The sequence below is a fragment of the Bacillus cereus group sp. BfR-BA-01356 genome (assembly GCF_022663635.1).
Classification (GTDB): Bacteria; Bacillota; Bacilli; order Bacillales; family Bacillaceae_G; genus Bacillus_A; species Bacillus_A cereus.
On sequence record NZ_JAKUFX010000012.1, the window covers coordinates 59,784 to 84,893 of the forward strand.

A 25,110-nucleotide genomic window follows, 5' to 3' on the forward strand; every position below is an offset into this window, starting at 1 on the left:
TATAATATGAATAAAAGAAAACCGCTATCATTAAGGGGGGATATGCTTGCTCGAAGGATGGTTCAGTTGGTTCATTGTATTATGGACGGTTATTTTATTAGGGCTTATGTCTATCGGTGGATACTTTATGTTCAGAAAATTTTTAAAACGTTTACCAAAAGAAGACGGCATGTCCATTTTGGATTGGGAAGAACACTACATAAATAAAACGAGACATTTATGGGCTGACGAACAAAAACAATTGTTAGAAGAGCTTGTAAGTCCTGTTCCAGAACTATTTCGCGATGTTGCAAAATCAAAGATTGCTGGAAAAATCGGGGAACTTGCATTACAAGAAAATGCCTCTCAAATTACACAAGACTTACTTATTAAAGGATATATCATTGCCACACCAAAGCGTGATCATAAATTTTTAATTAAAAAACTACAAGAAAAAAAGATTGATTATTCTAACTATCGATCTTTACTCGCAAAGTAACTTCATATTATTTTCGATAAAAAAGACAGCGCCTTTGACGCTGTCTTTTTATTTGGTACATATACAGTTTTTAAGTTAGCTTCATATCTTTTTCATTATAAAAACCATCTTCTTTTTCCATTTCCTTCTGTAATTTCGTAAAGGAACGATACATTGCAATTCTCCATGACACAATCATCGCGAACGCAAGTAAAAAGAACATGCCACTAAGTTGTCCTAAATCAAGAGATTGGCTTAAGTATGTTTTAAATACAATCCGCACTACAAGTAATCCAATTAATATAAAAACAAAGGCTTTTGAACGCTTCAAATAAATCTCTTGTCCTCTAATTTCAAATTTAGATGTTTTAATAAGAAAAATAGAGAAAAACAAACCGACGCCAATTGCTTCTAACATTTCCGCTGGAGTTAATCGAAATTCAGGAAAAACATACATCAATGCTCCCGTGCTCATAAAAAATGGCGGAAGTATAATTTTTTTCAATGTTGCAGGTTTCTTAGCTGCTTTTAAACGAATAAACATCGCACCGACAGCCATACAAACAGCAACGATACTTGATAAAAGAACTATGTTCATATTTTCTCATCCTTTTTTGTGGCTATATGCAAAATATACTTTCATTATATGCTTTTCCGTTAGTATTTCCAACATTTTCGCAGAATAATACTAAAAACCGGTAAAACCACCAAATAAACTTGAGAAATATACGATAATTTTCGTCATCCAGTTAAAGTATAGGAAGACCCCCATAACAATCATAATATATCCTCCGACTTTCATGAAGGCCATACTATTTCTTTTAATCCAAGACATTTTCGTAATAAAGAATGACAGTACGAAAAACGGGATAGCAAATCCAAGTATGTAAGCAATCATGTAAATCATTGCTGATTCTGGGTTTGTTGCTGCTAATCCAATTACAGACACTAGAATTGGTCCGGTACATGGCGTCCACCCTGCTGCAAAGGCTAATCCAATTAGTACTGATCCAAAATAGCCACTTGGACGATTTTTAAATGTAAATTTACGGTCTTGCATTAAAAATTTCGGCTTAAACACCCCGACAATAATTAAGCCGAACACGATGATAAATATACCACCTAACTGTCTGATTAAATCTTTATAGTCAGTAAAGATTCCTCCAATAAAACTTGTACCAAATCCAATTGCAATAAATATAATTGAAAATCCAAGTAAGAAAAACGCTGTATGTATCATACTTCTTTTGCGAAGCATTGCATTTTCTTCTTTCAATTCAGAAACCGACATACCTGTTATGTACGATAAAAATGCCGGATAAAGCGGTAAGCAACATGGGGAAATAAATGATAAGAACCCGGCGCCAAACGCTAAAAAAATACTAATATCTTGCATCATTCCACTCCTCTCCCTAAATATTGTAACAAAAACACATAAAAATACTATGAACAATTCGTGAAATCACTTTTACAACGTGGCAATAAGAAAAACCGTACTTCCTCACAGTTTCTAATAAAACGTTTTCATTTCCTTCTATTATATAGAAAAAACTCAAATGGATTATGAAACTCCTTTAATTGTCACTACCATAACAAAGGTAACATAGTTTCTCAAATAATTAGCACGTTACTAGTACGTCTATATACATATTGGTTTAAAAAATATTTTTTTCAAATGCTAGCTCTATACAATGCAAAGTTGATTTTATAATACTTCTACTATTAATAATTTCAAGATTATGCATAAATATCATACTTTTATTATTATTCTATAAAATGTCATACTTTTCTTTCATTTGACCCTTCATTTCTAATTTTGTATACTTCCCTCTAGTTATATATTTTCGATACGGAACAACTTCATATAGATGGGAGGAATTTTTCATGCTTCGTTATTCTCTTTTAGTTTTATTAGGAGCGTGTAGTTATGGAATTTTAGCTATTTTTGTTAAGCTTGCATATGCAGAAGGATTTTCACTTGGAGAGGTAATTGGCAGCCAATATTTGTTCGGTTGGATTATTTTGCTTGCTATTACACTTCTATTTTCTAGACATCGCGTTCCTTTAAAGCAAGCATTACTTTTATTCGTTGCAGGAACATCTGCAAGTTTTACCGGAATTTTTTATTATGCTTCATTAAAAACTGTACCAGCTTCTATTGCAATTATTCTTTTATTCCAATTTGTTTGGGTCGGAATTATCATTGAAGCAGTCGCAACAAAAACATTACCTTCAAGAGAAAAAGTTATTTCTGTTATTTTCTTACTTGTAGGGACATTTTTATCAAGTGGTTTACTTGAACAATCAGCAGGTGCTTTCGATACGACTGGGATCATTTTAGGTTTATTATCTGCAGTTACATTCGCAACATACATTTTCGTGAGCGGAAAAGTTGCTGTTGAAGTACCTTCATTACCGCGCGGTGTTCTCTTAATGACTGGTGCTTTAACTTTAGTCATGATTGTATTCCCACCAACATTTATTTTTAATGGTGCCATTTCTCAAGGTCTTTGGAAATACGGTTTAGGATTAGGAACATTTAGTATCGTAATTCCATCTATTGCCTTTACAATCGGTATTCCAAAAATCGGTTCTGGCTTAGCAACTATTCTTGGTGCAGCGGAACTACCAGTTACAACAATTATGTCAGTATTCGTTTTAAAAGAGGCTGTACTATCTTCACAATGGTTCGGTGTATCACTTATTTTAATCGGGATTGCAATCCCGCAAATTGCATACGCAATGCGTGGACGTTATCGTAAACATCATACGCATAAAAAAGTCGCAGCATAAAGTGAAACTTTAATTAGTTGAACCAATCGGACTGACCATTAATACGGGATAAACGAGAGAGGATTTTCATTTGAGAATCCTCTCTTTTATTGTTGTATACTTATGATAAATATTTTGCTGAAGAAAGAAGGCATACTACATGGTATCTATTTCAAATCAACTAAAAGAAAAACTTATTTCCATCCGTCGACATTTACATGAGTATCCAGAACTATCATATGAAGAGTTCGAAACAACAAAAGCAATAAAAAATTGGTTAGAAGAAAAAAACATTACTATCATTGACTCCAATTTAGAAACAGGAATTATCGCTGAAGTGTCTGGTAATAAAAACGGACCAATTGTAGCAGTTCGTGCTGATATTGATGCCCTTCCTATTCAAGAAGAAACACATTTGTCCTATGCATCTAAAGTACGAGGGAAAATGCATGCTTGTGGACACGATTTTCATACAGCTGCCATTTTAGGTACTGCTTTCTTATTAAAAGAAAGAGAATCTTCCCTAAATGGAACGGTTCGCTTCATATTCCAACCAGCTGAAGAAAGTAGTAATGGCGCTTGCAAAGTTATTGATGCTGGACATTTACGTAATGTGCAAGCGATTTTCGGCATGCATAATAAACCTGATTTACCAGTAGGTACAATTGGCATTAAAGATGGTCCACTGATGGCTGGAGTTGATCGATTTGAAATTGAAATTCACGGAGTTGGTACACACGCGGCTGTACCAGATGCTGGCGTAGATCCTATTGTCGCATCCTCTCAAATTGTGATGGCACTGCAAACAATTGTAAGCCGAAATATAAGTTCATCTCATAATGCGGTTGTTAGTGTTACAAATATTCACGCAGGAAATACGTGGAACGTGATTCCTGAAAAAGCTACGTTAGAAGGAACGATTCGCACGTTCCAAGCTGAAACACGTGAAAAGATTCCAGCACTCATGGAGCGTATTATTAAAGGTGTATCTGATGCATTAGGTGTAAAAACGAAATTCCGTTTTTATTCAGGCCCTCCTGCTGTTCACAACGATAAAGCTCTTACAGACTTATCTATTCAAGTTGCCACAAAGATGAATCTTAATATCATCTCGCCTAGTCTATCAATGGCTGGAGAAGATTTCTCATTTTACCAACAGGAAATACCAGGTTCATTCGTCTTTATGGGAACGAGCGGTACACATGAATGGCATCATCCTGCTTTTACAATTAATGAAGAGGCACTGCCTATAAGTGCAGAATACTTTGCTTTACTAGCCGAAAGAGCACTTAAACAATTCTCATAAAAAAAGCCGTTCAAAGTGCATCTCAGCACCCTGAACGGCTTTTCTTATTAAGTTAAATCACGTTTTAAAAACACAGTATATGAAATACATAAAAATACGAACAAATAAAGTAGCAACATACATGATGCAAACGGGAATGTTACTCCATCAATAAAACTTCCGTTCTTTGAAATACTATATAAATCTGTGTTTGCTGGCAATAAATATTTCGCCCAGTTATATCTAGTGGCTGCTAATAACGCAATATTGCCTGATAAAGCAAGGAATAGTGAAATACCAATTGCACCTCCACTAGATCTCGTTAACACAGAAATCATAAATGCAAACGATGCGTACACAACCGTTGGTAACCACGATAAAACATAATATTTACTTGCTTCTACAAAAATGTTTTGTTTTATTATATTTCCATCTTGGAAAATAAACTCACTCCATGCAGGCTGTTGGAATTTATAAATAACAAGTCCACATAAAGCGGAGAAGATCATATTAAATATAAATAATAAAGCTGCAAATATAACGATTGCTAAAAATTTTGCTGTTAAAATTTTAAAGCGACTCGCTGGTCGTATCGTTAAAAATTTATATGTTCCCCAGCTATATTCATTCGCAAAAATTGTACTTGCATACACGAGGATAAATGGGAGCAAAATTGGAAATACGATAAAACCTGTATCTCTCATGAAAGAAAGTGGAGAACTGCTTGCCGGTGCTGTATCCGTATCTAAATGCTTCATCTTAAGCTGGTATTCTTTTACAAGCTCATCCCCTGATTTTTCTGCTAAAATAGCTTCTTTTTTCATGCCAAGCTTTTTCTCAATTTCTACAGTTCGTTCTGTATAATCTACTTTCCATCCTATTGTTTCCGGTTCAAAATACTTTACCGTAACCCATCCTAATCCGATTATTAATACTGCAATAACTGCAAATGGAATAATCGTTCGCTTCCGCTTAAATATTTTATACAGTTCGTTATATACTAAATTAAACAATATCTTTTCCCCCTGTTAATTCTAAAAATTGCTCTTCTAACGTTTTTCTTTCTTCATATACACGATACACTTGAATATTTTTCTCAAGCAATGTACGAATAACATTTGGGATTTCTTCATCTTTTACATTAATAAGTAATTCATTATCTTTTACTAAAACATCATGCCCTAATATTTCTGCTGCTTTATTCGCATCATCTACACGTATACGGATCGTCTCCATCTCTTCGCTTTGGCTATGCTGAATATTTTGCGTAGCCACATATTCCCCGTGCTGAATAATGATAACTCTGTCACACATTAATTCAACTTCTGAAAGTAAGTGACTTGATACAAGTACAGCTTTTCCTTGTTCATGTGCAATTTTTTTATGTACATTCTCATTTCATGTATTCCACTAGGGTCTAATCCATTTGTCGGTTCATCTAGTATCAACACGTCTGGATCGTGAATAAGTGCCTGAGCGATTCCTAAACGTTGTCTCATGCCGAGTGAATACGCTTTTACTTTGCGATCAATTACTTGTCCCATCCCTAACAATTTCACTACTTCATCGATACGTTCTTCGGTCACATTACCATTCATTCGTCCGAAATATGTTAAATTTTCATAGCCGCTCAAAAAAGGATAAAATTCAGGTGTCTCAATTACCGCTCCAATTTTCGCAGCTGTTTTTTCGAATTGCTGTTTCACAGATTGACCATCAATCCATACTTCACCTTCTGTCATACGGATCATACCAACCATCATTCTCATTAAAGTCGTTTTTCCAGCACCGTTTGGTCCGAGTAAACCGACAACCTCGCCTTTTTTCACTTCAAAACTAATATTTTGTACAAGTGTCTTTGATCCGATTCGCTTCGTTAACCGATCGACTTTTACAATTGATTGTTCATTTGTCATTCTATACAACCTTTCCTTCCCATTCTTTGTCAGGTCTTTTCACTGTAACATGATTATTTTTATGTGTAAAATGGAAAAAGGCATGATTTCTCATGCCTTTTTCTTGAAATGCAACGAATTTTTATCTTGTAAACTTTGAACAAATCGAAAACATTGCACCATCGATAATAGAAGGATAACAATCATAATTATACTCACTACTACTATTGCATATATTGTAATCGGTGCACTATTTATCCCTTGTATTCCTGCTATTCTTATAAAGATAATCGTAAATAATTTTAAAAATAACATCCCATTAACTAATCCAAAAACAAACGCTGCTCCATAAATGAATAATTGCTCCTGACATAATAAACATAGTACATCATTTCTCTTCCTATTCTCTGCTACATAAGATTTAACTTCTTCTTTCCTCACTTGCAGAAGAGAATAAGTCATTTTATATGTAATAAACGTACATATGAAAATGACTACGATAAACAACGTGTAAAAACACATTTGAAATAAAAGCGTAGTCCCTAATTCCCCAGCAACTACTTCATTAAATTGTAACGATATCATAAAAAACAAAATCATAGTACTCATAGCAATCCACATAAATTGCTTCATCCTTTTGGTAGCAAATGTTCTAATATTTTTTCTCGCTAACCGACATAAAGACATAAAATTCTTCCCCTACCTTATTACATACGCATTCTATACTACTAGTGTATAAAAATATGACATTTTAAACATCGCACTACAATCGGAATTTCTTCTAAGTCTTTAGTCCTAGAAAACGAAATGATAAAAAATCACATTTAGAATATAATTGTAAAAAGGAGGAGATTGCATGCGTATAAAATTACTATCAATCTTGTGTTTATTATTACTCCCAAGTTGTAGCCAAATAAAAAACAATGAAGTTGCCATTGTTGAGCCATACAAATTAACAAAAGAGCAAGCTTCTATTTTACAAATGACTCCTTTTCAAGAAGGAAATAGCATGTTTTATAACGTTACGCTTAAAAATGATAAAGATGAAATAAATGCTACAATTGATTATTATAACAATGGTAAAAAAACAAAAGAAATTGCTAATATAGCTACCTCACATTTTTCAAAAAAGAAAGTAAAGCTTTCTTTTTTACCACCACATTTCCAATTCAATAAAGATATACAAGAAAAAAGGCAGTGGTATATGAATATTGAAGGTGGTTCAACGCTTGTTCATGAAGAAGCACCACCAAGCGTAAATAGCTCCGCAACTACTACAATCCAATCTATAAAAAATTTAAAATACAATCAAAAAACAATTTTAGCTGCTGTAATCCAAACAAGTAAAGAAACTGTAAGCGTCCCTACAATTGACGAAGACAAAGGTATTGATTTACTCTTAAAAGAAAATGAACACGTTTATCTATTTAGTATCGAGCTAAAAAAAGAACAATAAAGCGGAAATGCAACTTAAGTTGCATTTCCGCTTTATTGTTTAACAAGGTGTACTTTTATAAATCTGAATTAACTCCATTTTCTGTTACTACTATTACTCATCTTCTACTTCTATTCTTTTCTTCTCTCTTGCAATTTTTAAAAACTCTAGTAGCTCTGGATTACTATTCATTTTTTTGTAAGCCACTGACATTTCTGCCACAAAATTAGAATCATATAATTCTTTATATACAACTTCTGTTTTATATAACTTATTTGCCGATACGGGTATTACTGTAATTCCAATTCCTGCTGCTACAAGCCCCATAACTGTTTGATACTCTGTTGCTTCTTGTACAATACGTGGACTAAATCCTACTTCTCTGCAAAGAGATAAAATTGTATCATACAAAGCTGGCCATACTGGTCTCGTAATAAATACAAACGGCTCATCTCGTAAATCTTCTATATGTATTTCATCTTTCTCTGCAAGTGGATGTGCCTTTGGTAAACATAAGGTGCAAGATAACCTTTGAATTGGCTCTAATTCTAATAATTGTGTTGGAATTGGTGGACGTAAAAAGCCAATATCAATACGGTTATCATGAAGTGCATGAACTTGATCTGGTGTTGACAATTCATGTAATGCAACAGACACTCTCGGAAATTTCTTTCTATATTCCCTAACAATTGATGGTAAAATATCATATATCGCCGCACCTACAAAACCAATTGAAAGTGATCCTACTTCTCCCCTTTGCGCACTTTGTGCAACTTCTACTGCTTTTTCAATTTGTTCAAACGCTTTTTTTACTTCTTTTAAAAACATTTCTCCTGCTTCTGTTAGTTCAACCCTTCTTTTCGTTCTTGAAAATAATGTAACTCCCATTTCTTTTTCTAATTGCTGTATTTGTTGACTAAGTGGTGGTTGTGTCATTTGTAAACGAGCAGCTGCCCGTCCAAAGTGTAACTCTTCTGCCACAACAACAAAATATTGCAAATGCCGTAATTCCATTTTTGGACACCCTTTTCACTTTCGATTAATATGTCTAATATATTAATAACATATAATTTATATATTAGACAAATATTTTGAATGAACGTATAGTAGAAATTGTTAATTCTTTTTTACAATTTTTATGTAAAAAAAGAAAGAGGTGGTTACTGTATGAAATGGTGGAAGTTAAGCGGACAAATTTTATTACTATTTTGTTTCGCTTGGACAGGTGAATGGATTGCAAAACAGGCACACCTCCCAGTTCCAGGAAGTATAATCGGTATTTTTTTATTATTAATTTCATTAAAATTTAACCTAGTTAAAAAAGAATGGATACAGGACGGAGCAGATTTTTTATTAAAAGAACTTATTTTATTTTTCATCCCTTCTGCAGTCGCTGTCATACGTTACAGAGATACACTAACACAATATGGAATCGATCTCATTTTAATTATTATGATTAGCACTCTTTGCGTTACCTTAGTTACAGGACTTTTAACAGAATTGCTACTAAAGCGGAAAGGATCAACGCAATGATCGGATTTCTTTGTTTACTATTAACACTATTCACATATTGGATATCAAAAAAATGTATCAACGTTGGAATTGGAGTCTACTTTCTCCTCTTCTCGTCTGTCCCATTATTTTAATTGCTTTATTGCTCGGATTAGATACACCTTATGAAACATATGAATCTGGTGGTCACTGGTTAACTGAATTATTAAAGCCCGCAACAGTTGCTTTTGCATGGCCAATCTATAAATATTTTGATTTATTAAAGAAACATGGAATGGCTATCTTACTTAATGTCATTGTCGGTTCGTTTTTATCAGTCATTACTTCAGCACTACTAGCAAATTATTTTCAAATTGATTCATCACTAGAACATAGTTTAGCGCCACATATCGTAACAACACCAATCGCAATGGCTATTTCAGAAATGATTGGTGGCATGTCACAATTAACTGCTGTATTTGTCGTTTTAACTGCCTTAACAGGAGCATTGCTCGGTCCTTCTCTCATACGTATTTGCCGTATTAAAACAGCAATCGCAAAAGGTATTATGTTAGGAACGAGCGCAAATGGAACCGGTACATCAAAAGCATTCGAAATCGGTCCTGTGGAAGGAACAATCGCAAGTTTATCCATGCTTTTAACAGCAGGCTCTAGTTTAGTTATCGTTCCGCTTTTCTTGTCTTGGATACATTAAAGAAGCAAGTATTTACATACTTGCTTCTTTATCTATATATTGGCACAGCAATTCATAATCCTCTGGAAAAGCTAAACACAATTGTTCAACTTCATGTATCCCTTTCCAAGCAATTTCATGTATTAACTCATCAGGATCTTGGATTTTCATATTACCGCCTATTTGTTTAACAAAATAATAATGGACATACACTGGAACACCGTATGTAATACCCTCTTTTTCATATATTTTATTTACAACTTCCACATTGTAACCTGTTTCTTCCCAAACTTCCCTAATACAACATTCTTCTAGTGTCTCTCCCTTTTCAAGTCCTCCACTTGGGACAGACCACCTTTTTTCTTCTCCCTCTTTGCCCTGCAATACCATTAAAACTTCATTTTTTTCATTTACACATACCGCTGCACTACCTATCCATCTCTCCATAAACATCCCTCCCCTACTAAAATTCGCCTTCTTTATTATTTTCCCCTTGAAAAAAAAGGAAAATAATAAAACAATGACGAAAAGTTACATCAACTTCATAGACAATCCCTTCTTAGAAATTAAAACTGGAAGGATGAAAATATGATTTCTAATTATGTTGTGGAATGTGTCTTTTGTGAAGAAAATCGAAAACCTCGCCAAGCTATTGTCACAGTTCCCGCCACTACTCAGCTACTAGCCCTTGAAAAAGTGCGCGCGGAATGCAAACGTCGCTTCGGAAAAACTGTATTATTGCAAACAGAAATTAAAGAAGAAATAATTTTCGAACAAAAAGAAAGCTGACCATAAATTGGTCAGCTTTCATATCCGATCATATTTTCACATGAAGATTAGGGGCATCCTCTTTAAGGATCGGGATTTTCCCATTATGTACGTTCCATAATGGTCATCGAACAATATATTTCTATGCAATTAACTATTGAATAGAATAGGGCAAAACTTGTTCGCATTTTTAGAAAAGGGATAGGGATATAATTCAAGTAGTACTTCGAATACTCGAACTTTACACTCATAATATTAAAACAAATCCTTTTATATGGGAAATATGAATTACCTATATAATTCATTCGTAAAATATATTAATAGTTTGCTATATTAATTTTATCCCGCTATTTGTAAGCAGTAACCCCCTACTTATTATAATTTCACCTTATTCCATCAATAGCATACATCCAGCTAAAACCGGTGTCATAATCATCGAAAACCTCAAAAGCATTCGCGGTGCATAATTTGTAAACTTCGCGCCAATATATGCCCCTAACATGGTCCCAATTAATACTTGCAATAACAATATATAATCTAAATATCCTTCCGAACTATATCCTAGCCCGCCTCCAATTGCAATCGGTAATATAACAAGCATCGTTGTCCCTACAGATTGCTGAATCGTTAGTCTCAATAAAACCATTAATCCAAGCTGAATAAACGGTGCAGAACCAATCCCAAATGAACCAGCCATCATTCCAGTAACTAATCCAAGGCATATACATTTCAACAAGTAGTTCATGGAAAACTCTTTATGCTTATATAAAGATAACTGTTCTTTGTTTTGGAACATAATTAATTTAATAAACATAAAAATTGCCGATAAAAATAACATCCCAGCTGTAAACCAATGAAGAAGATGTGCTGGTATAAGTGAACCAAATTTAGAACCAATATAAGAGCCAATTGCGCCAAATCCTCCAACAATCCCGCCTATAATAAATGCAACATTGCCTTCACGGTAATGACTGACAACACCTGATAATGTCGTAAATGCCATTGCAGTTAAAGATGTTGCAAGAGCAACATGAATAGGAATATGAAATACTAAAGTGAGTATCGCGATAATAAACCCAGCTCCTCCAGCTCCAACAAATCCTAATAAAATACCCATTACTAACATTGTTATAATAATTGCCACAGACTTTCCCTCCAGTAACACAATTATCCATCATATTTATCCTTACATACAAATAAAAAGCATCCTAGACGGATGCTTTTTATTTCAAAAATATGTACTTAATCTTGATTAATCAAAATAATCGCTGGACCAGCGACCACTACTCCAGCTACTTCTATTTTTTCAAATTCTTTTACTGTAATAGATATAACTCCTTCTCTTTCCATCAATTCTTTACTCAGGACATCAGTCGGGATTGCTTTCACCGTCTTACCTCCTTTTCATTTATACAATATGATAAAGTAAAACTTTAATGAGTGGGGTTTTTGTCCGTACTTATTAATTATTACCCCTCACCAATCGGACTAATAATCACCCAATGCATCTATATATATGCATCACCTCCGCTTTCATTCCTTATTCCACTCAAAAACCTTCTCCCCCTTCCGTGACATATTGAAAAATAAAAAAGAAGCTATAACATATAGCTTCCCTCTACGTTTCTTTAATCTTTATGCACCGTATATTCCATGACTTTTCCATCTCTATCAAATTGGAAAACAAGCTGTTCGCTATCTATTGGAATAAAGCCACGTTCAGTCCCAAGATAATACAAAGTGGTAACTCCTTCTTCCCCACTTCTCGTTTCCATTGGAGCTCCTAACAATTGTGTAATTTCTTCATTTGATTTCCCTATTAATTTATATTTTTGTAATAGATCATCTACCATATATACCCGCTTATCTGCATGATTTAACCATCTATTTTGATTAAACTTTGATGTATATTCATTTACACTTAGTTGTACAGTGCACACTATTAATGGTATGAGTGCTACTATTAAAACCCCCAACATTTGCTTCTTTTCTTCATTACGATTTTTAGAAACATATAAAATAGCCCTTTGAATCATGACTAATAAAACAAATGGTATGAATACTACAAAAATGCTCCTTACACTTAAGGGTATATGGACCATATCAATGACGAATATAAATAGAATGTACATTACTATATACAAACAAAAAGAGACATACAAAATGCCACGTAGCATAGCGTTCAGAAAGATCTCCCCTTTTAACTCACTATATAATTCATCCGGCTAATCATTTCTCGAATCTGTTCTAATTCTTGCACTGTATATACTACTTTCCCTGCTAAGATTTCATTTCTGAAGAACATTACAATTTGCTCCCGATCTTTTAATCTAGGTGTTTCCTCACTAGAAAGGTCTACTATTTCTTTTCCATTTTTATTATAAAAATATACAACTGGTTTTACTTTTTCTTTTATACTATTAGCCTGGATTTCTTTCAAACCACTGTATAAAATTTGAGATAGTTTCTTCGCCCTATATACTGGATTCCCTTCATTTTTCACTTGTATAGTTGACGAATCTTTACCTACTATATATTCAAATGTCTCTTCTTTTTCAACTTCTTGTTGATACTTACCCATTTCATCAATCATAAATGAATATATACCAGCATTTTCTTTCGTTAAACCATGAATTAATTTCTCTTCCCATTCTTTCGTCTCAAGTAGATAAATACCAGTTTTGCACAAGATGAGATGATGGACTCGATTATCGTTTATTTCACTATTATTTTTAATAAAAACATTCGGCATGATTTGAATTTCAGCATCTAATATGATGCCTTGCTCTATGAATCCTCGCTTCATATAATGCAATGTTTCGTACGTATTCATTTCAGCACCGTTTTTAGTATATTCTCGTAGATTTGCAATTAATTTTTGAAACATATGTATTTCGTTATTATGTTTATTTTGCATTTCACTACGTTCTTTACTATGCTGCACAGCTAATTGATTTTTCATCATACGCATATTTTCAATTTCTCTATTTGCACTTACTTGTAAATCATTGTATTTTTTCTGTTCCATATTTTTTAAATTATTTTGTTGTTCTTTATGCTCTATCACCGTAGCTGCAATTTCATTTTTATACGTTTCAATCGCTTGTTTCTTTTCAAATTCTACTTGCTGACTCTCTGATTCTAACTGTTTATTTTTATAAAACAGCACAAATACTACAGCTAATAATATTAAAACCGCACCTATTAGCACATAATTCATATTTTTACCCCTTTATTTCATTTTCGATTATTTTTTATAAATATATCTATTATAGTATACTATGGTTTCGATATAGACTTTGTAAAAGTTGTATATTTTTAATAAAAGGCACCTCTGACGGGGCACCTTTTATTTTCACTCTATTGTACACCATACTGAATATAACTTGGATCGTAGTATATCCATTGATTTGTCCCTAAGCAAAGCCATCCATCTTGCTTACTCCATACTCGATACGATTCACCATGATGTAACTGTCTTATAACATTTCCATTTAATGATGGAGCATCACGCAAATTTACATTATCACCAGTAATAGTCGCCACATAATGTTTATACTGAATATAACTCGGATCATTATATACCCACTGATTTGTCCCTAAACAAAGCCATCCATCTTGTTCTCCCCAAACTTCATATGTTTCGCCACGATTCAATTGGCGAATTACACTAGACTGCAAAGATGGTCCACTTCTCAAATTCACATTATCTCCATTAATTATAGCAACCCCGTACACTGGAGTTGCATTATTAGGCGGGGAAACATTACCTCCACCACTTGCTCCATTCCCTTTTAAAGCTTCTAATGAAACTGCAGCTGATACATCACAATTTCCTACGCCTGAAATTTGTCCAGAATCTGTGTACTGCCACGCTGTCCACGTTGTCCATCCACCAGCATCAGCAGGCGGTGTACTCGAGTATTTAGCAATCCAAAGCGGTATATCACTTAATCCGCTAATTCCGAACTCATTAATATACCAAACTCCTGTATATAACATTACATCTTTTCCAGTAGCCTGTTTCACATAATTTATGAAGCTTCTTGCCCAATTCGATATAGCGTTACCAGTTAAATTACTGTTACTCGGATCTGTTGGTGATTCTAAATCCAGAACTGGCATTAAGTCTGTCTGGTTATTTTGTAATATACTCACAAAATATTTTGCCTCTGAAATTGCATCATTTTGTTCTGGGCGTGCAAAATGGTATGCACCAATTAATACATTCGCATTTCGTGCTGCTTGTACATTCTTAGTAAAAGTAGGATCAATGTAGTTTACACCTTCTGTCGCTTTTGCATACGCTGCTGGAATTCCAGATGCCTTCACTGCATTCCAATCAATATTCCCTTCCCAATGAGACACATCAATAAACGTAACATTTGAACTTGATCTGTTTTGCATATAAAATCTCCTATCATTTTTTTACTTCGTATACATACAATATGTACAAGTTTCATAAGAGGACACGACATTTATGCTATAGAAACAAAGAGTAAACATATTTTGTATACAAAATAAAAAAGACCTTGTATTACAAGGCCTTTTGCAAACTCACTTTATTTTGTAGCAAATACATATTATAATACAAACCTTGCTCACTTAATAATTCTTGATGTGTCCCTCTCTCTACTATCTCTCCATCATGCATCACAAAAATTTGATCCGCATCTTGAATTGTAGATAACCTATGCGCAATGGCTATCGTCGTTCTACCTTTTCGCATTTGTTGCAACGCTGTTTGAATAGCCTCTTCTGTTTCTGTATCGATATTAGCTGTTGCTTCATCTAATACTAATACTTTCGGATTCGTTGCTATCGTTCTAGCAAAAGCAATTAATTGTCGTTGACCGCTTGAAAATGCTGCACCTCTTTCTACTACTTCTGTTTCATACTGTTTTGGTAACTTTTCAATAAACGTATTCGCTTGCACAAATCGAGCAGCTTCTTTTACTTCTTCATCCGTAATTTCTTCATTATACATACGAATATTTTGCTTTACATTTCCAGCAAATAAAAATGCATCTTGCAATACGAGTCCTATTTTCTTTCTAATTTCTCGTTCTTCAAATTTTTCTAAATCTACACCGTCTATTACAATATTTCCTGACTTAATATTATAAAATCGCATTAACAAATTCATAATCGTACTTTTTCCGCTACCAGTATGCCCAACAAAAGCAACCGTTTGCCCTTGTTTCACGTGAAATGATACATTTTTTAAAACGTCACGCTTTCCATCATATGAAAAAGTAACATTTTTAAATTCAATATCTCCATCCACGATTTGAGGATTCTCATTGCCTTTTTGAACCGGTGCTAAATCTTTCTCGTCCATTAAATGAAATACACGTGATGACGAAACAAGTGCCTGTTGGAAGAAGGACAATTTCATCATCATCTCATTTACAGGTTGGAAGAAACGATGTATATAGTTAACAAAAGCATATAAAACTCCTACTTCAACAGGGCTCTTTAAAGCATCAATCCCAAATAAACCTAGTACTAACGCAATAGCTACAATATGTACTAAATCCGTAGCTGGTCGTAAAAGTAATGCGTCTAACTTCAAAGTACGTCGCCCTGCACTATAATGTTTATTATTCACTTCTTCAAACTCTTTTCTCATACGTTTTTCTTGTCTGAACACTTGAACAATATTCATTCCTTGTATGGACTCGTTCAACTTTGCATTTAACACGCTTAGTTGATTACGTACTTCTAAATAAAAAGCTGCACTTTTCCGGCGATATAATACCATAATCGCAAACATTATCGGAATTAATACGAGAGAAAATAGCGCTAATTTTACATCTAATAAAAACATCGCTACTAAAATACCTACTAAAAAGACTACATTTTTTACAAATGTTGATAATACACTGACATAAAAATCTTTAATCGCTTCCGTATCATTTGTTATACGCGATACAAGTGTACCAATCGGCGTACGATCAAAGAAACTTAATGACAGCTTTTGAACATGTTCATATACTTCAACTCGCATATCTTGAACAATCTTAAAAGCAATGTTCTGAAAGTACAATAGATTTAAATACGTAAATAGTACTTTTAATAAATGAGCAACTATGTAAATTACAAATAAAGTAACGAGCGCTGATCGTTCAAAATCCCGCGGTACTAGGTGTTCATCGAGGAATTGTTTAATTAAAAAAGGACCCATCATTTCCGTTACTGTCGCACCAACTAAAAAGATAAATGCTAAAGATAGTAACCCTTTATATGGCTTCATATAGGAAAGCAATCTACTTAAATCACTTCGCTTCTTCTCTACCATCATACGCCTCCTTTCTCGACTAAAGCTTCTAATTGCTGGCTTTCATACATTTCCTTATACCAGCCGTTTTCCTTCATTAATTCCTCATGTGTACCTCTTTGTACAATTCTACCTTCATCAACAACAAGAATAAGATTGGCATGCTGAATTGCACTTAATCGGTGTGCAGTAATAATCGTCGTTTTCCCTGCTCTCTCCCTCTTTAAGGCACTTAAAATCGTCTCTTCTGTTTTTGCATCTACCGCTGATAAACAATCATCCAAAATTAAAATTTCAGCATTTGTTAATAAAGCACGAGCAATAGAGATTCGCTGTTTTTGACCACCAGATAACGAAACACCTCTTTCCCCTACTACTGTTTCATATCCTTTTGAAAATTGGAGGATGTCATTATGAATACAAGCAATCTCTGCAGCTTGGGTAATTTCATTATATGTAGCATCCGCCTTTCCAAAGGCAATATTCTCACCAACACTTGCTGAAAATAAAAAATGATCTTGCGGCACGTATGAAATGGCAGAACGGACACCATGAAGTGTCATATCTCGAATATCTCGCTCCCCAATTTTTAATTCACCATTAAAATGATCATACTCACGGATTAAACATTTTAATAAAGTCGTTTTCCCTGCGCCTGTACGTCCTACAACTCCTAGCGTTTCGCCCTTCTTCAAATCAAAGTGAATATCGTTTAAATGTAACAATTCATTTTTCTTATACGAAAATGAATCAACGGCAAACGAAACATTACCGCTCGCTATTGTATGTACAGCATTTTCGCTATTTACTACATCTGATTTTTGTGAAAGAATTTTTTCTACACGGTCATATGAAGCACGCCCACGCTCCATAATATTGAATAACCATCCAAACGCTAACATTGGCCAAACGAGGGTACCTAAATATGTCGTAAATGTAACGAGATCACCTACTGTTAATTCACCTCTTACAACTAATACCGATCCGTAACATACTGCGATTAAAAAAGAAAATCCAACGATAAGAGAGATTGTCGGATCAAATAACGAATCAATACGTGCAACTAACACATTTTTATGTACAACATCTTCTGATTTTCTTCGAAACGCCTGTAAATCTTCTTTCTCTTGTCCAAGCGAGCGAATCACTTTCATTCCACTCATACTCTCTTGCACTTTATCATTGATTTCCGAAAACGATTGCTGTGCTTTATGAAACCTTTTATGTAATAAAGTTCCATAATAATTTGTCGAAATAGCTACAATCGGCATTGGAATTAAACTTAATAATGTTAACTTCCAACTAATTGTAAAACCCATCGCTACGAGTACACATCCTCCGACAGCTAATGAGTCAACAAGCGTCAAAACACCTGCTCCAGCAGTTTGCTGGATCGCTTGAATATCATTGGTCGCATGTGCCATTAAATCACCTGTTCGATTTGACTGATAGAAAGATGGACTCATCTTTGTAAAATGTTCATACAAATTTTTTCGTAATTGGCGAGCTAATTTTAATGAAGACCCGAAAATCATAATACGCCATATGTAACGTAATATGTACATCGTAATACCTACAATTACTAATAGTACAACCCATTTTAGTAACTTATCGGTCGTCAATGTTCCATCATTAATTTCATCTACAACGATTCCAATTACTTTTGGTGCTACAAGTTCTAAAAGTGCAACGCCAAACAATAAAATAATTCCAGTTATGTACGCTCGTTTTTCTTGTTTAAAAAACCACGCTAAATTCATAAACACTTTCATTTTTTTCCTCCTCCCTTAAAATGAGCGATGTTTTCAGTTTACCAAAAATACAGAATTTTTAAAAGTTTTAAAAACTATAACTAACAAAAAGAAAGACACTCTTAGCGAGTGTCTTTTAGCGCTTATTTCATTTGTTGCTTGTTCATTGCGCTCATCATTTGATTGATTTTCTTTTGGGAAGGTTTTTGTCCCATTTGCATCATCATCATTTTTAACATTTGTTCGTTAATTGGTGGATTTTTTTGTAAGTAATTCATCATGTATTTGCGGGCAATGAAAAATCCTAACGCCACGCCTGCTACTAGTGCTACTACGCCCACTAGAATACCTAACCAAATTGGCATATATTTTCCTCCTTCATGTTGTCTACCTTACAGTGTACTAAAACCTTTTCAATAAGACAAGATACAATTCGACATTTTTTACACATATGTTCGTACTTGTTTTAGAGGATTCAGCCATCCGTACTTTGTATTTTCATAATCCATAGCTAAAAATGTTAATTCACACTTTCTTAACACCTCAAAGAACGTCGTTTCCATAGAGACATTTCCAGAGGTATTCATACGAATATAGTGCGGTTTCACCATTATTTCGCCGTACTCCGCTCCCGTATAAAGTGTATGTGTATGATGTGTTCTATCATATTTACCAAGAACGCGCAAAGCTTGTTCTAATTTATGATGAATTTTCATTACTTGCAATGGCATCGTTATATACATCATTTGCTTATATAACACTTTTTTCTCCGAAAGGGACCCAGATTCTGAAAATCGAGCAAATAAATCAAAAAACAAATATTCACGACCAAAATAAGCTTTCGCAATATCCTCTTGAATTAAATACAATTCATACGTTTTCATTTTTCCACTCCCAATCTGGACAACCTTTTCTCTTCATTATATATAAGAAAATTTGCAATGATTGTCTGACTGCGGAGAGATAAAAAACTTTTTCTGTCGAAAAAACTCATTTACATAGAAAAACCTCTCCATGCCGGAGAGATTTTTCTGAAATCATTAAAGCATTTCTTTTACTTTACGAACAACGTTCTCTACAGTAAATCCATACTCTTCCATAATCTTCTCACCAGGAGCAGAAGCACCGAATGTATCGATACCTAACACATCTCCTTCAAGACCTACGTAACGGTGCCATCCGAATGTAGCACCCATTTCGATTGCGAAACGTTTTGTTACTGCTTTTGGTAATACAGATTCTTTGTACTCTGCAGTTTGAGCTTCGAAGCGATCCATAGATGGCATGCTGACAACAGCTGCGTCAACGCCGTCTACTGCTAATGCTTTTTGAGCTTCAACAGCTAGACTTACTTCAGATCCAGTTGCAAGTAAGATTACATCAGCCGTTTCTTTCTTGCTTGCAGAAACTACATATGCACCTTTTGCTACTTTTTCATACGTATCATCTTTTGCACCTTCTAATGTTGGAAGGTCTTGACGAGTTAATACTAAAGCAGTTGGTTTGTTTGCAGATTCTAAAGCTAGTCTCCAAGCTGCAACAGATTCGTTACCATCAGCAGGACGAATAACAGAAACGTTTGGCATTGCACGAAGCGCTGCTAATTGCTCGATTGGTTCATGTGTTGGACCATCTTCACCAACAGCGATACTGTCATGTGTGAATACATACGTTACTGGCAATTGCATTAATGCTGCAAGGCGAATTGCTGGACGTAAGTAATCAGAGAATACGAAGAACGTACCACCGTAAGTTTTTAAACCACCATGTAGTGCAATACCGTTCATTGCTGCACCCATTGCGAACTCACGTACACCGTACCAAATGTTTTTACCGCTGTAATCATCTCTTGTAAAGTCTTTTTCGTTATTCATGTATGTTTTGTTAGAACCAGCAAGGTCAGCAGATCCACCGAAGAATGATGGTACAGACTCTGCAATTGCATTAATTACAGCACCAGAAGAATTACGAGTTGCTGCTTTTGATCCTAATTCATAAGTCGGTAAGTTTTGCTCCCAACCTTCTGGAAGTTGACCGTTCATTGCTGCTTGGAATTCGTTTGCTAATTCTGGGTATGCTTGTGCATATTCACCTAGCATCGTGTTCCACTCAGCTTGCGCAGTTTCACCAACATCTTGTACTGTTTTACGGAAGTTGTCATATACTTCTTCTGCTACGTGGAATTCTTGCTCAGCAGTCCAAGCATATGCTTCTTTCGTTAATTTTGTTTCTTCTACACCAAGTGGAGAACCATGTGAAGCTGATTTTCCTGATTTGTTTGGAGAACCGAAACCAATTGTCGTTCTTACTTCAATTAGCGTTGGGCGTTTTTCGTCAGCTTTCGCTTCTTCAATTGCTTTCGCGATTGCTTCAATATCGTTTCCATCCTCAACACGGATTACTTGCCATCCGTATGCTTTGTAACGATCTTCTACACTTTCAGAGAATGAACGATTTAAATCGCCATCTAATGAAATATCGTTTGAATCGTAAAGCACAACAAGACGACCTAATTGTAAATGAGCAGCTAATGAAGATGCTTCAGCAGAAACGCCCTCCATTAAATCTCCATCACCACAAATAGCGTATGTATAATGATCTACTACATTAAACGCATCACGGTTATATTTAGCAGCTAAATGTCTTTCAGCCATTGCCATACCTACAGCAGTTGCAATACCTTGTCCAAGTGGACCAGTCGTTGCATCTACACCAGCTGTATGACCGTACTCAGGATGTCCTGGAGTTTTGCTTCCCCATTGACGGAAGTTCTTTAAGTCATCCATTGTTACATCATAACCAGATAGGTGAAGTAGGCTGTATAATAACATTGAACCATGACCTGCAGATAATACGAAACGATCACGGTTAAACCACGTTGGGTTATTTGGATTGTGTTTCATAAATTGAGTCCATAATGTATAAGCCATTGGTGCTGCACCCATTGGCATTCCTGGGTGACCAGAGTTTGCTTTTTCAATCGCATCGATGGATAATGTGCGAATCGTGTTGATAGAAAGTTGTTCGATTGAATGTGACATGCTATTCTTCCCTTCGCTTATATTAGTAAACGTTTTATACATTTATATGATAGCTTCCCACGCAAGATTATACAACATGTATCGACAAATATGTTGATATTTTTTTGATTTTTTATAAAAAAATCAATGTTTCCGGGAATGTATGGGCATTCAATATGACATACTTTTTCATTATTTTTATTTTAAAAGGAAAGGGAATTATCTGTATATTTATACAAATTTCTTCTATACTTACTTTTTTAAATAAGTTTTTAAAAACATAAAAAAGCATCTAACTTCGATGCTTTTCAAATAAGTTAAACAATCCGTTTCCGAATCGAGCTTGAAATCAAATCAATTATAATTACCATTAAAATAATACCTAATAAAATAATACCAACACGAGACCAATTCCGTGAACTCAGCGCAAAAATTAAAGGTGTACCAATCCCTCCTGCTCCAATAACCCCTAAAATTGCAGCGGATCGTACATTAATTTCAAATCTGTATAACGTATACGATAGAAAATCTGGTAACACTTGCGGTAACACCGCATACCAAAGTATTTGAAAACGATTTGCTCCTGTTGCTAGTAACGCTTCCGTCGGTCCTTTATCTATGTTTTCAATTCCTTCTGAATATAGTTTTCCTAACATTCCAATAGAATGCAATCCTAAGGCTAATACTCCTGCAAAAGAGCCTGGACCAACAGCTTTTATAAATAAAAGAGCCATAACTAATTCAGGAAACGTACGAACAAAACTAAGTACAATTTTCCCAGATCCTGAAGTTAATTTTCCACTACTCATATTCGTTGCCGCCCAAAAGGCAAACGGAACAGATAAAAATGCAGAAATAAATGTACCTAATATCGCAATTGCCAACGTATCAATTAATCCATGTAATAAATCTTCACCATCTGGCAAAGATACATACGACCAGTCTGGACTCAATATCCCTGTCATAATTGCTTTTGTAATTTCTCCCGCCGTTTCCTTTATTCCCTCTAGCGGTACTCCTGAAAAAGCCCATATATAAACAAATGTAAGTGCTATAAAAATAAACGAGCGATACACACTCGGTTTCTTCGGTTTTGGTACGATTATCGTCGTTTTACTCATTATAATTTCTCCCGCAACAATGTACTTACATAATCAATTACCAATACAACAACAAGAGTATAGATGATAATAGATGCAGTTTGTTGATATTGTAAAAATCCAAGTGTACGATCATAATATAGTCCAATACCACCTGCTCCTACTAAACCTAGGACAGCCGCTGCCCGTACATTCACCTCAAATGTATATAGTACATAGGAAACAAAGTGTGCTTTTACTTGTGGAATGACTCCATAAACAATCCATTGCACCTTATTAGCCCCTACAGCTGTCATCGCTTCTAGTGGGCCAGGGTCAATTGATTCAATTGATTCATACAACAATTTCGCCACGAGCCCAATTGAGAAAAAAGTAAGAGCTAAAATACCCGGAAGTGGTCCTATTCCAAAAATAGCTACGAAAATTGCCGCTAATAATAAATCTGGTATCGTTCGAATAAAATTTAAAATCAATCGAGCTGGACTGTATAAAAATGTACTAGTAAACACATTACTTGCCGCAAACAGTGCAAGTGGAATAGCTAAAATCGCTCCTAAAGTCGTCCCAATAATCGCCATACGTATTGTATCTAACATTGCTGTTGTAATAACTTGAAAATAACTCCAATCTGGCGGCACCATTTCTTTTAACAAATCCATTATATTAGGAAAACCAACTACTAGCTTTGAAAATGATGCGTCGACCTGTATACTACTTCCCCACAACAGTAAAATGAATAGAATAAACGTTAACATATGTTTTAACTTACTCGGCGGCTTCGGTATCGACTTCGAATATATCGTCACATCATTCATTTAACTGCCACCTCTAACAATTCACTTTTCTGTGCTACGTCACCATAAATTTCAGCAAACTTTTCATCCGTTGCTGCTTCTACTAAACCATCAAAAACAATTTCGCCTGCATGTAATCCAATAATACGCGTCGCATATTGCCTAGCTAAAGCAATAGAATGTAAGTTTACAATTGTTGTAATTCCAAAATCTTCATTAATTTTCTTTAAATCATCTAATACTTGCTTTGTTGTTAGCGGATCTAACGACGCAACAGGTTCATCTGCCAATATGATTTTTGCTTCTTGCGCCAATGCTCTAGCTATCGATACACGTTGTTGTTGTCCTCCTGATAATTCATCAGCACGTGCATATGCTTTTTCTAAAATATTCACTCTTTTTAACGCTTGAAATGCGAGCTCCACATCCTCTTTCGGAAACAAACCTAACGTTGTACGCAATGTCGAATGATATCCAACACGGCCAGCTAATACATTCTTCAATACTGTTGATCGCTTTACAAGGTTAAAACTTTGAAAAATCATACCAATATCCCGGCGCATACGTCGTAAATCTTTTCCTTTTGCAGCAGTAATAGACTCACATTCAATCATGATTTCGCCTTCTGTAATCTCATGAAGACGATTTACCGATTTTAGAAGTGTAGACTTTCCAGCTCCGGACAGCCCTACCATTACAACAAACTCACCTTTTTGAATTTTCAAGTTTATATTATTCAATCCTTTTGTACCATTTGGATACACTTTGGAGACATTTCGAAATTCTATCACACATCTTACCTACCTTCTATGTATTCAAAACGGCAAACTAACTGAAAACATTCCCTTTCAGCTAGCTGCCATTTCCATATGTATTATTGCGTTTTTACTTTCTTCCCATATTCACGAACGATGTCAAATTTACTATCATCAGATTTAACATATCCTTCATGTGAATATACTTCTTTAATGATTTTGTGACCTTCCTCATTTTTTCCAATTTCAATGAAAGCATCCTGTAATTTCTTGCTCCACTCTTCATCTAAATCAGAACGTACCGAAATCGTATCGTTTGGAATTTTCTCCGTAAATTTCACTATTTTCGTTTGCTCGAATATATTCGGATAATCTTTTTTTACAATATTACGAGCATCTTGGAATACAACAGCTGCATCTACGTCACCATTTAAAAGAGCAATAAGCGACTGATCGTGACCTTTTAATGTAACAGGTTTCACATCTTTTAACGGATCAATTCCCTCTCGTATATTAATATTTAAGCCCTATCTCAGGCTTAGTTTTACTCTCTAATAAGAGTCCAGTAATAAAGAAAATACTTGGACGTCTCAAGATATTTCTAGATAATGGT

26 protein-coding genes and 3 pseudogenes are annotated in these 25,110 nt (G+C 34.8%); 7 read left to right on the forward strand and 22 right to left on the reverse strand.

Annotated elements, in window-relative coordinates; all coding sequences use genetic code 11:
* The first annotated feature begins 46 nt into the window (after window positions 1-46).
* Entirely contained in the window at window positions 47-478 is a 432-nt protein-coding gene (locus MR168_RS07095) for a DUF2621 domain-containing protein (protein ID WP_000889377.1), read from the forward strand.
* Between the two features lie 70 nt (window positions 479-548).
* Here the strand turns inward: MR168_RS07095 and MR168_RS07100 are convergent, their stop codons facing one another.
* From MR168_RS07100 to MR168_RS33615, 3 genes are all read right to left on the reverse strand, one after another.
* Window positions 549-1,055 (reverse strand): CcdC family protein, encoded by a 507-nt coding sequence (locus tag MR168_RS07100; RefSeq protein ID WP_001028439.1) that lies wholly within the window; start codon window positions 1,053-1,055, stop codon window positions 549-551.
* A gap of 90 nt (window positions 1,056-1,145) precedes the next feature.
* Window positions 1,146-1,853, reverse strand: a complete 708-nt coding sequence (gene ccdA, locus MR168_RS07105) for a cytochrome c-type biogenesis protein CcdA (protein ID WP_001152676.1) — start codon at window positions 1,851-1,853, stop codon at window positions 1,146-1,148.
* A 16-nt stretch (window positions 1,854-1,869) separates the two neighbouring features.
* The gene (locus tag MR168_RS33615; protein WP_071732505.1) at window positions 1,870-2,019 is read right to left on the reverse strand and encodes a peptidase T; all 150 of its coding nucleotides are present in this window, start codon (window positions 2,017-2,019) and stop codon (window positions 1,870-1,872) included.
* A gap of 322 nt (window positions 2,020-2,341) precedes the next feature.
* Between MR168_RS33615 and MR168_RS07110 the strand changes: the two genes are divergently transcribed.
* Both MR168_RS07110 and MR168_RS07115 read left to right on the forward strand, forming a co-directional pair.
* Window positions 2,342-3,250 carry an EamA family transporter gene (locus MR168_RS07110; protein ID WP_000947043.1) on the forward strand — a complete coding sequence of 303 codons (909 nt, stop codon included), beginning with the start codon at window positions 2,342-2,344 and terminating at the stop codon, window positions 3,248-3,250.
* A 139-nt stretch (window positions 3,251-3,389) separates the two neighbouring features.
* Entirely contained in the window at window positions 3,390-4,535 is a 1,146-nt protein-coding gene (locus tag MR168_RS07115; protein ID WP_086412323.1) for a M20 peptidase aminoacylase family protein, read from the forward strand.
* 47 nt (window positions 4,536-4,582) lie between these two features.
* Here the strand turns inward: MR168_RS07115 and MR168_RS07120 are convergent, their stop codons facing one another.
* The 3 genes and pseudogenes from MR168_RS07120 to MR168_RS07130 form a co-directional block, all read right to left on the reverse strand.
* Complete coding sequence (locus MR168_RS07120) at window positions 4,583-5,527, reverse strand: ABC transporter permease (protein ID WP_242291212.1); 945 nt, start codon at window positions 5,525-5,527, stop codon at window positions 4,583-4,585.
* A pseudogene (locus MR168_RS07125) lies at window positions 5,520-6,430 on the reverse strand (ABC transporter ATP-binding protein). Before MR168_RS07125 ends, MR168_RS07120 begins: the two are co-directional and overlap by 8 nt.
* 90 nt (window positions 6,431-6,520) lie before the next feature.
* Entirely contained in the window at window positions 6,521-7,096 is a 576-nt protein-coding gene (locus MR168_RS07130) for an FtsX-like permease family protein (protein ID WP_065224083.1), read from the reverse strand.
* A gap of 169 nt (window positions 7,097-7,265) precedes the next feature.
* Here MR168_RS07130 and MR168_RS07135 point away from each other — a divergent pair, with 169 nt between their 5' ends.
* The gene (locus MR168_RS07135; RefSeq protein WP_086412324.1) at window positions 7,266-7,865 is read left to right on the forward strand and encodes a histidine kinase; all 600 of its coding nucleotides are present in this window, start codon (window positions 7,266-7,268) and stop codon (window positions 7,863-7,865) included.
* A gap of 93 nt (window positions 7,866-7,958) precedes the next feature.
* Here MR168_RS07135 and alsR read toward each other — a convergent pair whose 3' ends face one another.
* Window positions 7,959-8,858 carry an acetoin biosynthesis transcriptional regulator AlsR gene (gene alsR / locus MR168_RS07140; protein ID WP_242291213.1) on the reverse strand — a complete coding sequence of 300 codons (900 nt, stop codon included), beginning with the start codon at window positions 8,856-8,858 and terminating at the stop codon, window positions 7,959-7,961.
* A gap of 153 nt (window positions 8,859-9,011) precedes the next feature.
* On the opposite strand from alsR, the gene MR168_RS07145 reads away from it, so the two are divergent.
* Both MR168_RS07145 and MR168_RS07150 read left to right on the forward strand, forming a co-directional pair.
* On the forward strand, window positions 9,012-9,377 hold the full coding sequence (locus MR168_RS07145; RefSeq protein ID WP_000872365.1) for a CidA/LrgA family holin-like protein: 366 nt from the start codon (window positions 9,012-9,014) through the stop codon (window positions 9,375-9,377).
* Window positions 9,374-10,050, forward strand: a pseudogene (locus tag MR168_RS07150) (LrgB family protein). Before MR168_RS07145 ends, MR168_RS07150 begins: the two are co-directional and overlap by 4 nt.
* A 12-nt stretch (window positions 10,051-10,062) precedes the next feature.
* On the opposite strand, the gene MR168_RS07155 reads toward MR168_RS07150, so the two are convergent.
* The gene (locus MR168_RS07155; RefSeq protein ID WP_000442975.1) at window positions 10,063-10,476 is read right to left on the reverse strand and encodes an NUDIX hydrolase; all 414 of its coding nucleotides are present in this window, start codon (window positions 10,474-10,476) and stop codon (window positions 10,063-10,065) included.
* 141 nt (window positions 10,477-10,617) lie between these two features.
* On the opposite strand from MR168_RS07155, the gene MR168_RS07160 reads away from it, so the two are divergent.
* Window positions 10,618-10,818: a DUF3903 domain-containing protein gene (locus MR168_RS07160; RefSeq protein ID WP_000625226.1), complete on the forward strand. Its 201-nt coding sequence runs from the start codon at window positions 10,618-10,620 to the stop codon at window positions 10,816-10,818.
* A gap of 367 nt (window positions 10,819-11,185) precedes the next feature.
* Here MR168_RS07160 and MR168_RS07165 read toward each other — a convergent pair whose 3' ends face one another.
* From MR168_RS07165 to MR168_RS07230, 14 genes and pseudogenes are all read right to left on the reverse strand, one after another.
* Window positions 11,186-11,941: a sulfite exporter TauE/SafE family protein gene (locus MR168_RS07165; protein ID WP_086412326.1), complete on the reverse strand. Its 756-nt coding sequence runs from the start codon at window positions 11,939-11,941 to the stop codon at window positions 11,186-11,188.
* A 98-nt stretch (window positions 11,942-12,039) separates the two neighbouring features.
* Window positions 12,040-12,186, reverse strand: a complete 147-nt coding sequence (locus MR168_RS07170) for a BC1881 family protein (protein WP_000644410.1) — start codon at window positions 12,184-12,186, stop codon at window positions 12,040-12,042.
* A gap of 239 nt (window positions 12,187-12,425) precedes the next feature.
* The gene (locus MR168_RS07175) at window positions 12,426-12,974 is read right to left on the reverse strand and encodes a hypothetical protein (RefSeq protein ID WP_016123241.1); all 549 of its coding nucleotides are present in this window, start codon (window positions 12,972-12,974) and stop codon (window positions 12,426-12,428) included.
* A 23-nt stretch (window positions 12,975-12,997) separates the two neighbouring features.
* The gene (locus MR168_RS07180) at window positions 12,998-14,017 is read right to left on the reverse strand and encodes an NERD domain-containing protein (protein ID WP_086412327.1); all 1,020 of its coding nucleotides are present in this window, start codon (window positions 14,015-14,017) and stop codon (window positions 12,998-13,000) included.
* A gap of 140 nt (window positions 14,018-14,157) precedes the next feature.
* Window positions 14,158-15,204, reverse strand: coding sequence for a GH25 family lysozyme (locus tag MR168_RS07185; protein ID WP_001181398.1), 1,047 nt, complete (start codon window positions 15,202-15,204; stop codon window positions 14,158-14,160).
* 130 nt (window positions 15,205-15,334) lie between these two features.
* A complete protein-coding gene (locus tag MR168_RS07190; RefSeq protein WP_000229520.1) occupies window positions 15,335-17,098 on the reverse strand; it encodes an ABC transporter ATP-binding protein in 1,764 nt (587 codons plus the stop codon).
* Window positions 17,098-18,849, reverse strand: coding sequence for an ABC transporter ATP-binding protein (locus MR168_RS07195; protein WP_086412328.1), 1,752 nt, complete (start codon window positions 18,847-18,849; stop codon window positions 17,098-17,100). The genes MR168_RS07190 and MR168_RS07195 overlap by 1 nt, the downstream gene beginning before the upstream one ends.
* Window positions 18,850-18,971: 122 nt before the next feature.
* Window positions 18,972-19,193, reverse strand: coding sequence for a YneF family protein (locus MR168_RS07200; RefSeq protein ID WP_001123317.1), 222 nt, complete (start codon window positions 19,191-19,193; stop codon window positions 18,972-18,974).
* Between the two features lie 78 nt (window positions 19,194-19,271).
* Window positions 19,272-19,712 carry a sporulation inhibitor of replication protein SirA gene (gene sirA / locus MR168_RS07205; RefSeq protein ID WP_000860645.1) on the reverse strand — a complete coding sequence of 147 codons (441 nt, stop codon included), beginning with the start codon at window positions 19,710-19,712 and terminating at the stop codon, window positions 19,272-19,274.
* Between the two features lie 156 nt (window positions 19,713-19,868).
* On the reverse strand, window positions 19,869-21,869 hold the full coding sequence (tkt, locus tag MR168_RS07210; protein WP_242291214.1) for a transketolase: 2,001 nt from the start codon (window positions 21,867-21,869) through the stop codon (window positions 19,869-19,871).
* 296 nt (window positions 21,870-22,165) lie between these two features.
* Window positions 22,166-22,969 carry a phosphonate ABC transporter, permease protein PhnE gene (gene phnE, locus MR168_RS07215; protein ID WP_000047893.1) on the reverse strand — a complete coding sequence of 268 codons (804 nt, stop codon included), beginning with the start codon at window positions 22,967-22,969 and terminating at the stop codon, window positions 22,166-22,168.
* Window positions 22,969-23,763: a phosphonate ABC transporter, permease protein PhnE gene (gene phnE / locus MR168_RS07220; RefSeq protein ID WP_001000763.1), complete on the reverse strand. Its 795-nt coding sequence runs from the start codon at window positions 23,761-23,763 to the stop codon at window positions 22,969-22,971. The genes phnE (MR168_RS07215) and phnE (MR168_RS07220) overlap by 1 nt, the downstream gene beginning before the upstream one ends.
* A complete protein-coding gene (gene phnC, locus MR168_RS07225) occupies window positions 23,760-24,533 on the reverse strand; it encodes a phosphonate ABC transporter ATP-binding protein (protein WP_000569245.1) in 774 nt (257 codons plus the stop codon). Before phnC ends, phnE (MR168_RS07220) begins: the two co-directional genes overlap by 4 nt.
* A gap of 83 nt (window positions 24,534-24,616) precedes the next feature.
* Window positions 24,617-25,009, reverse strand: a pseudogene (locus tag MR168_RS07230) (phosphate/phosphite/phosphonate ABC transporter substrate-binding protein); the annotation flags it as partial.
* Window positions 25,010-25,110 lie beyond the last annotated feature (101 nt).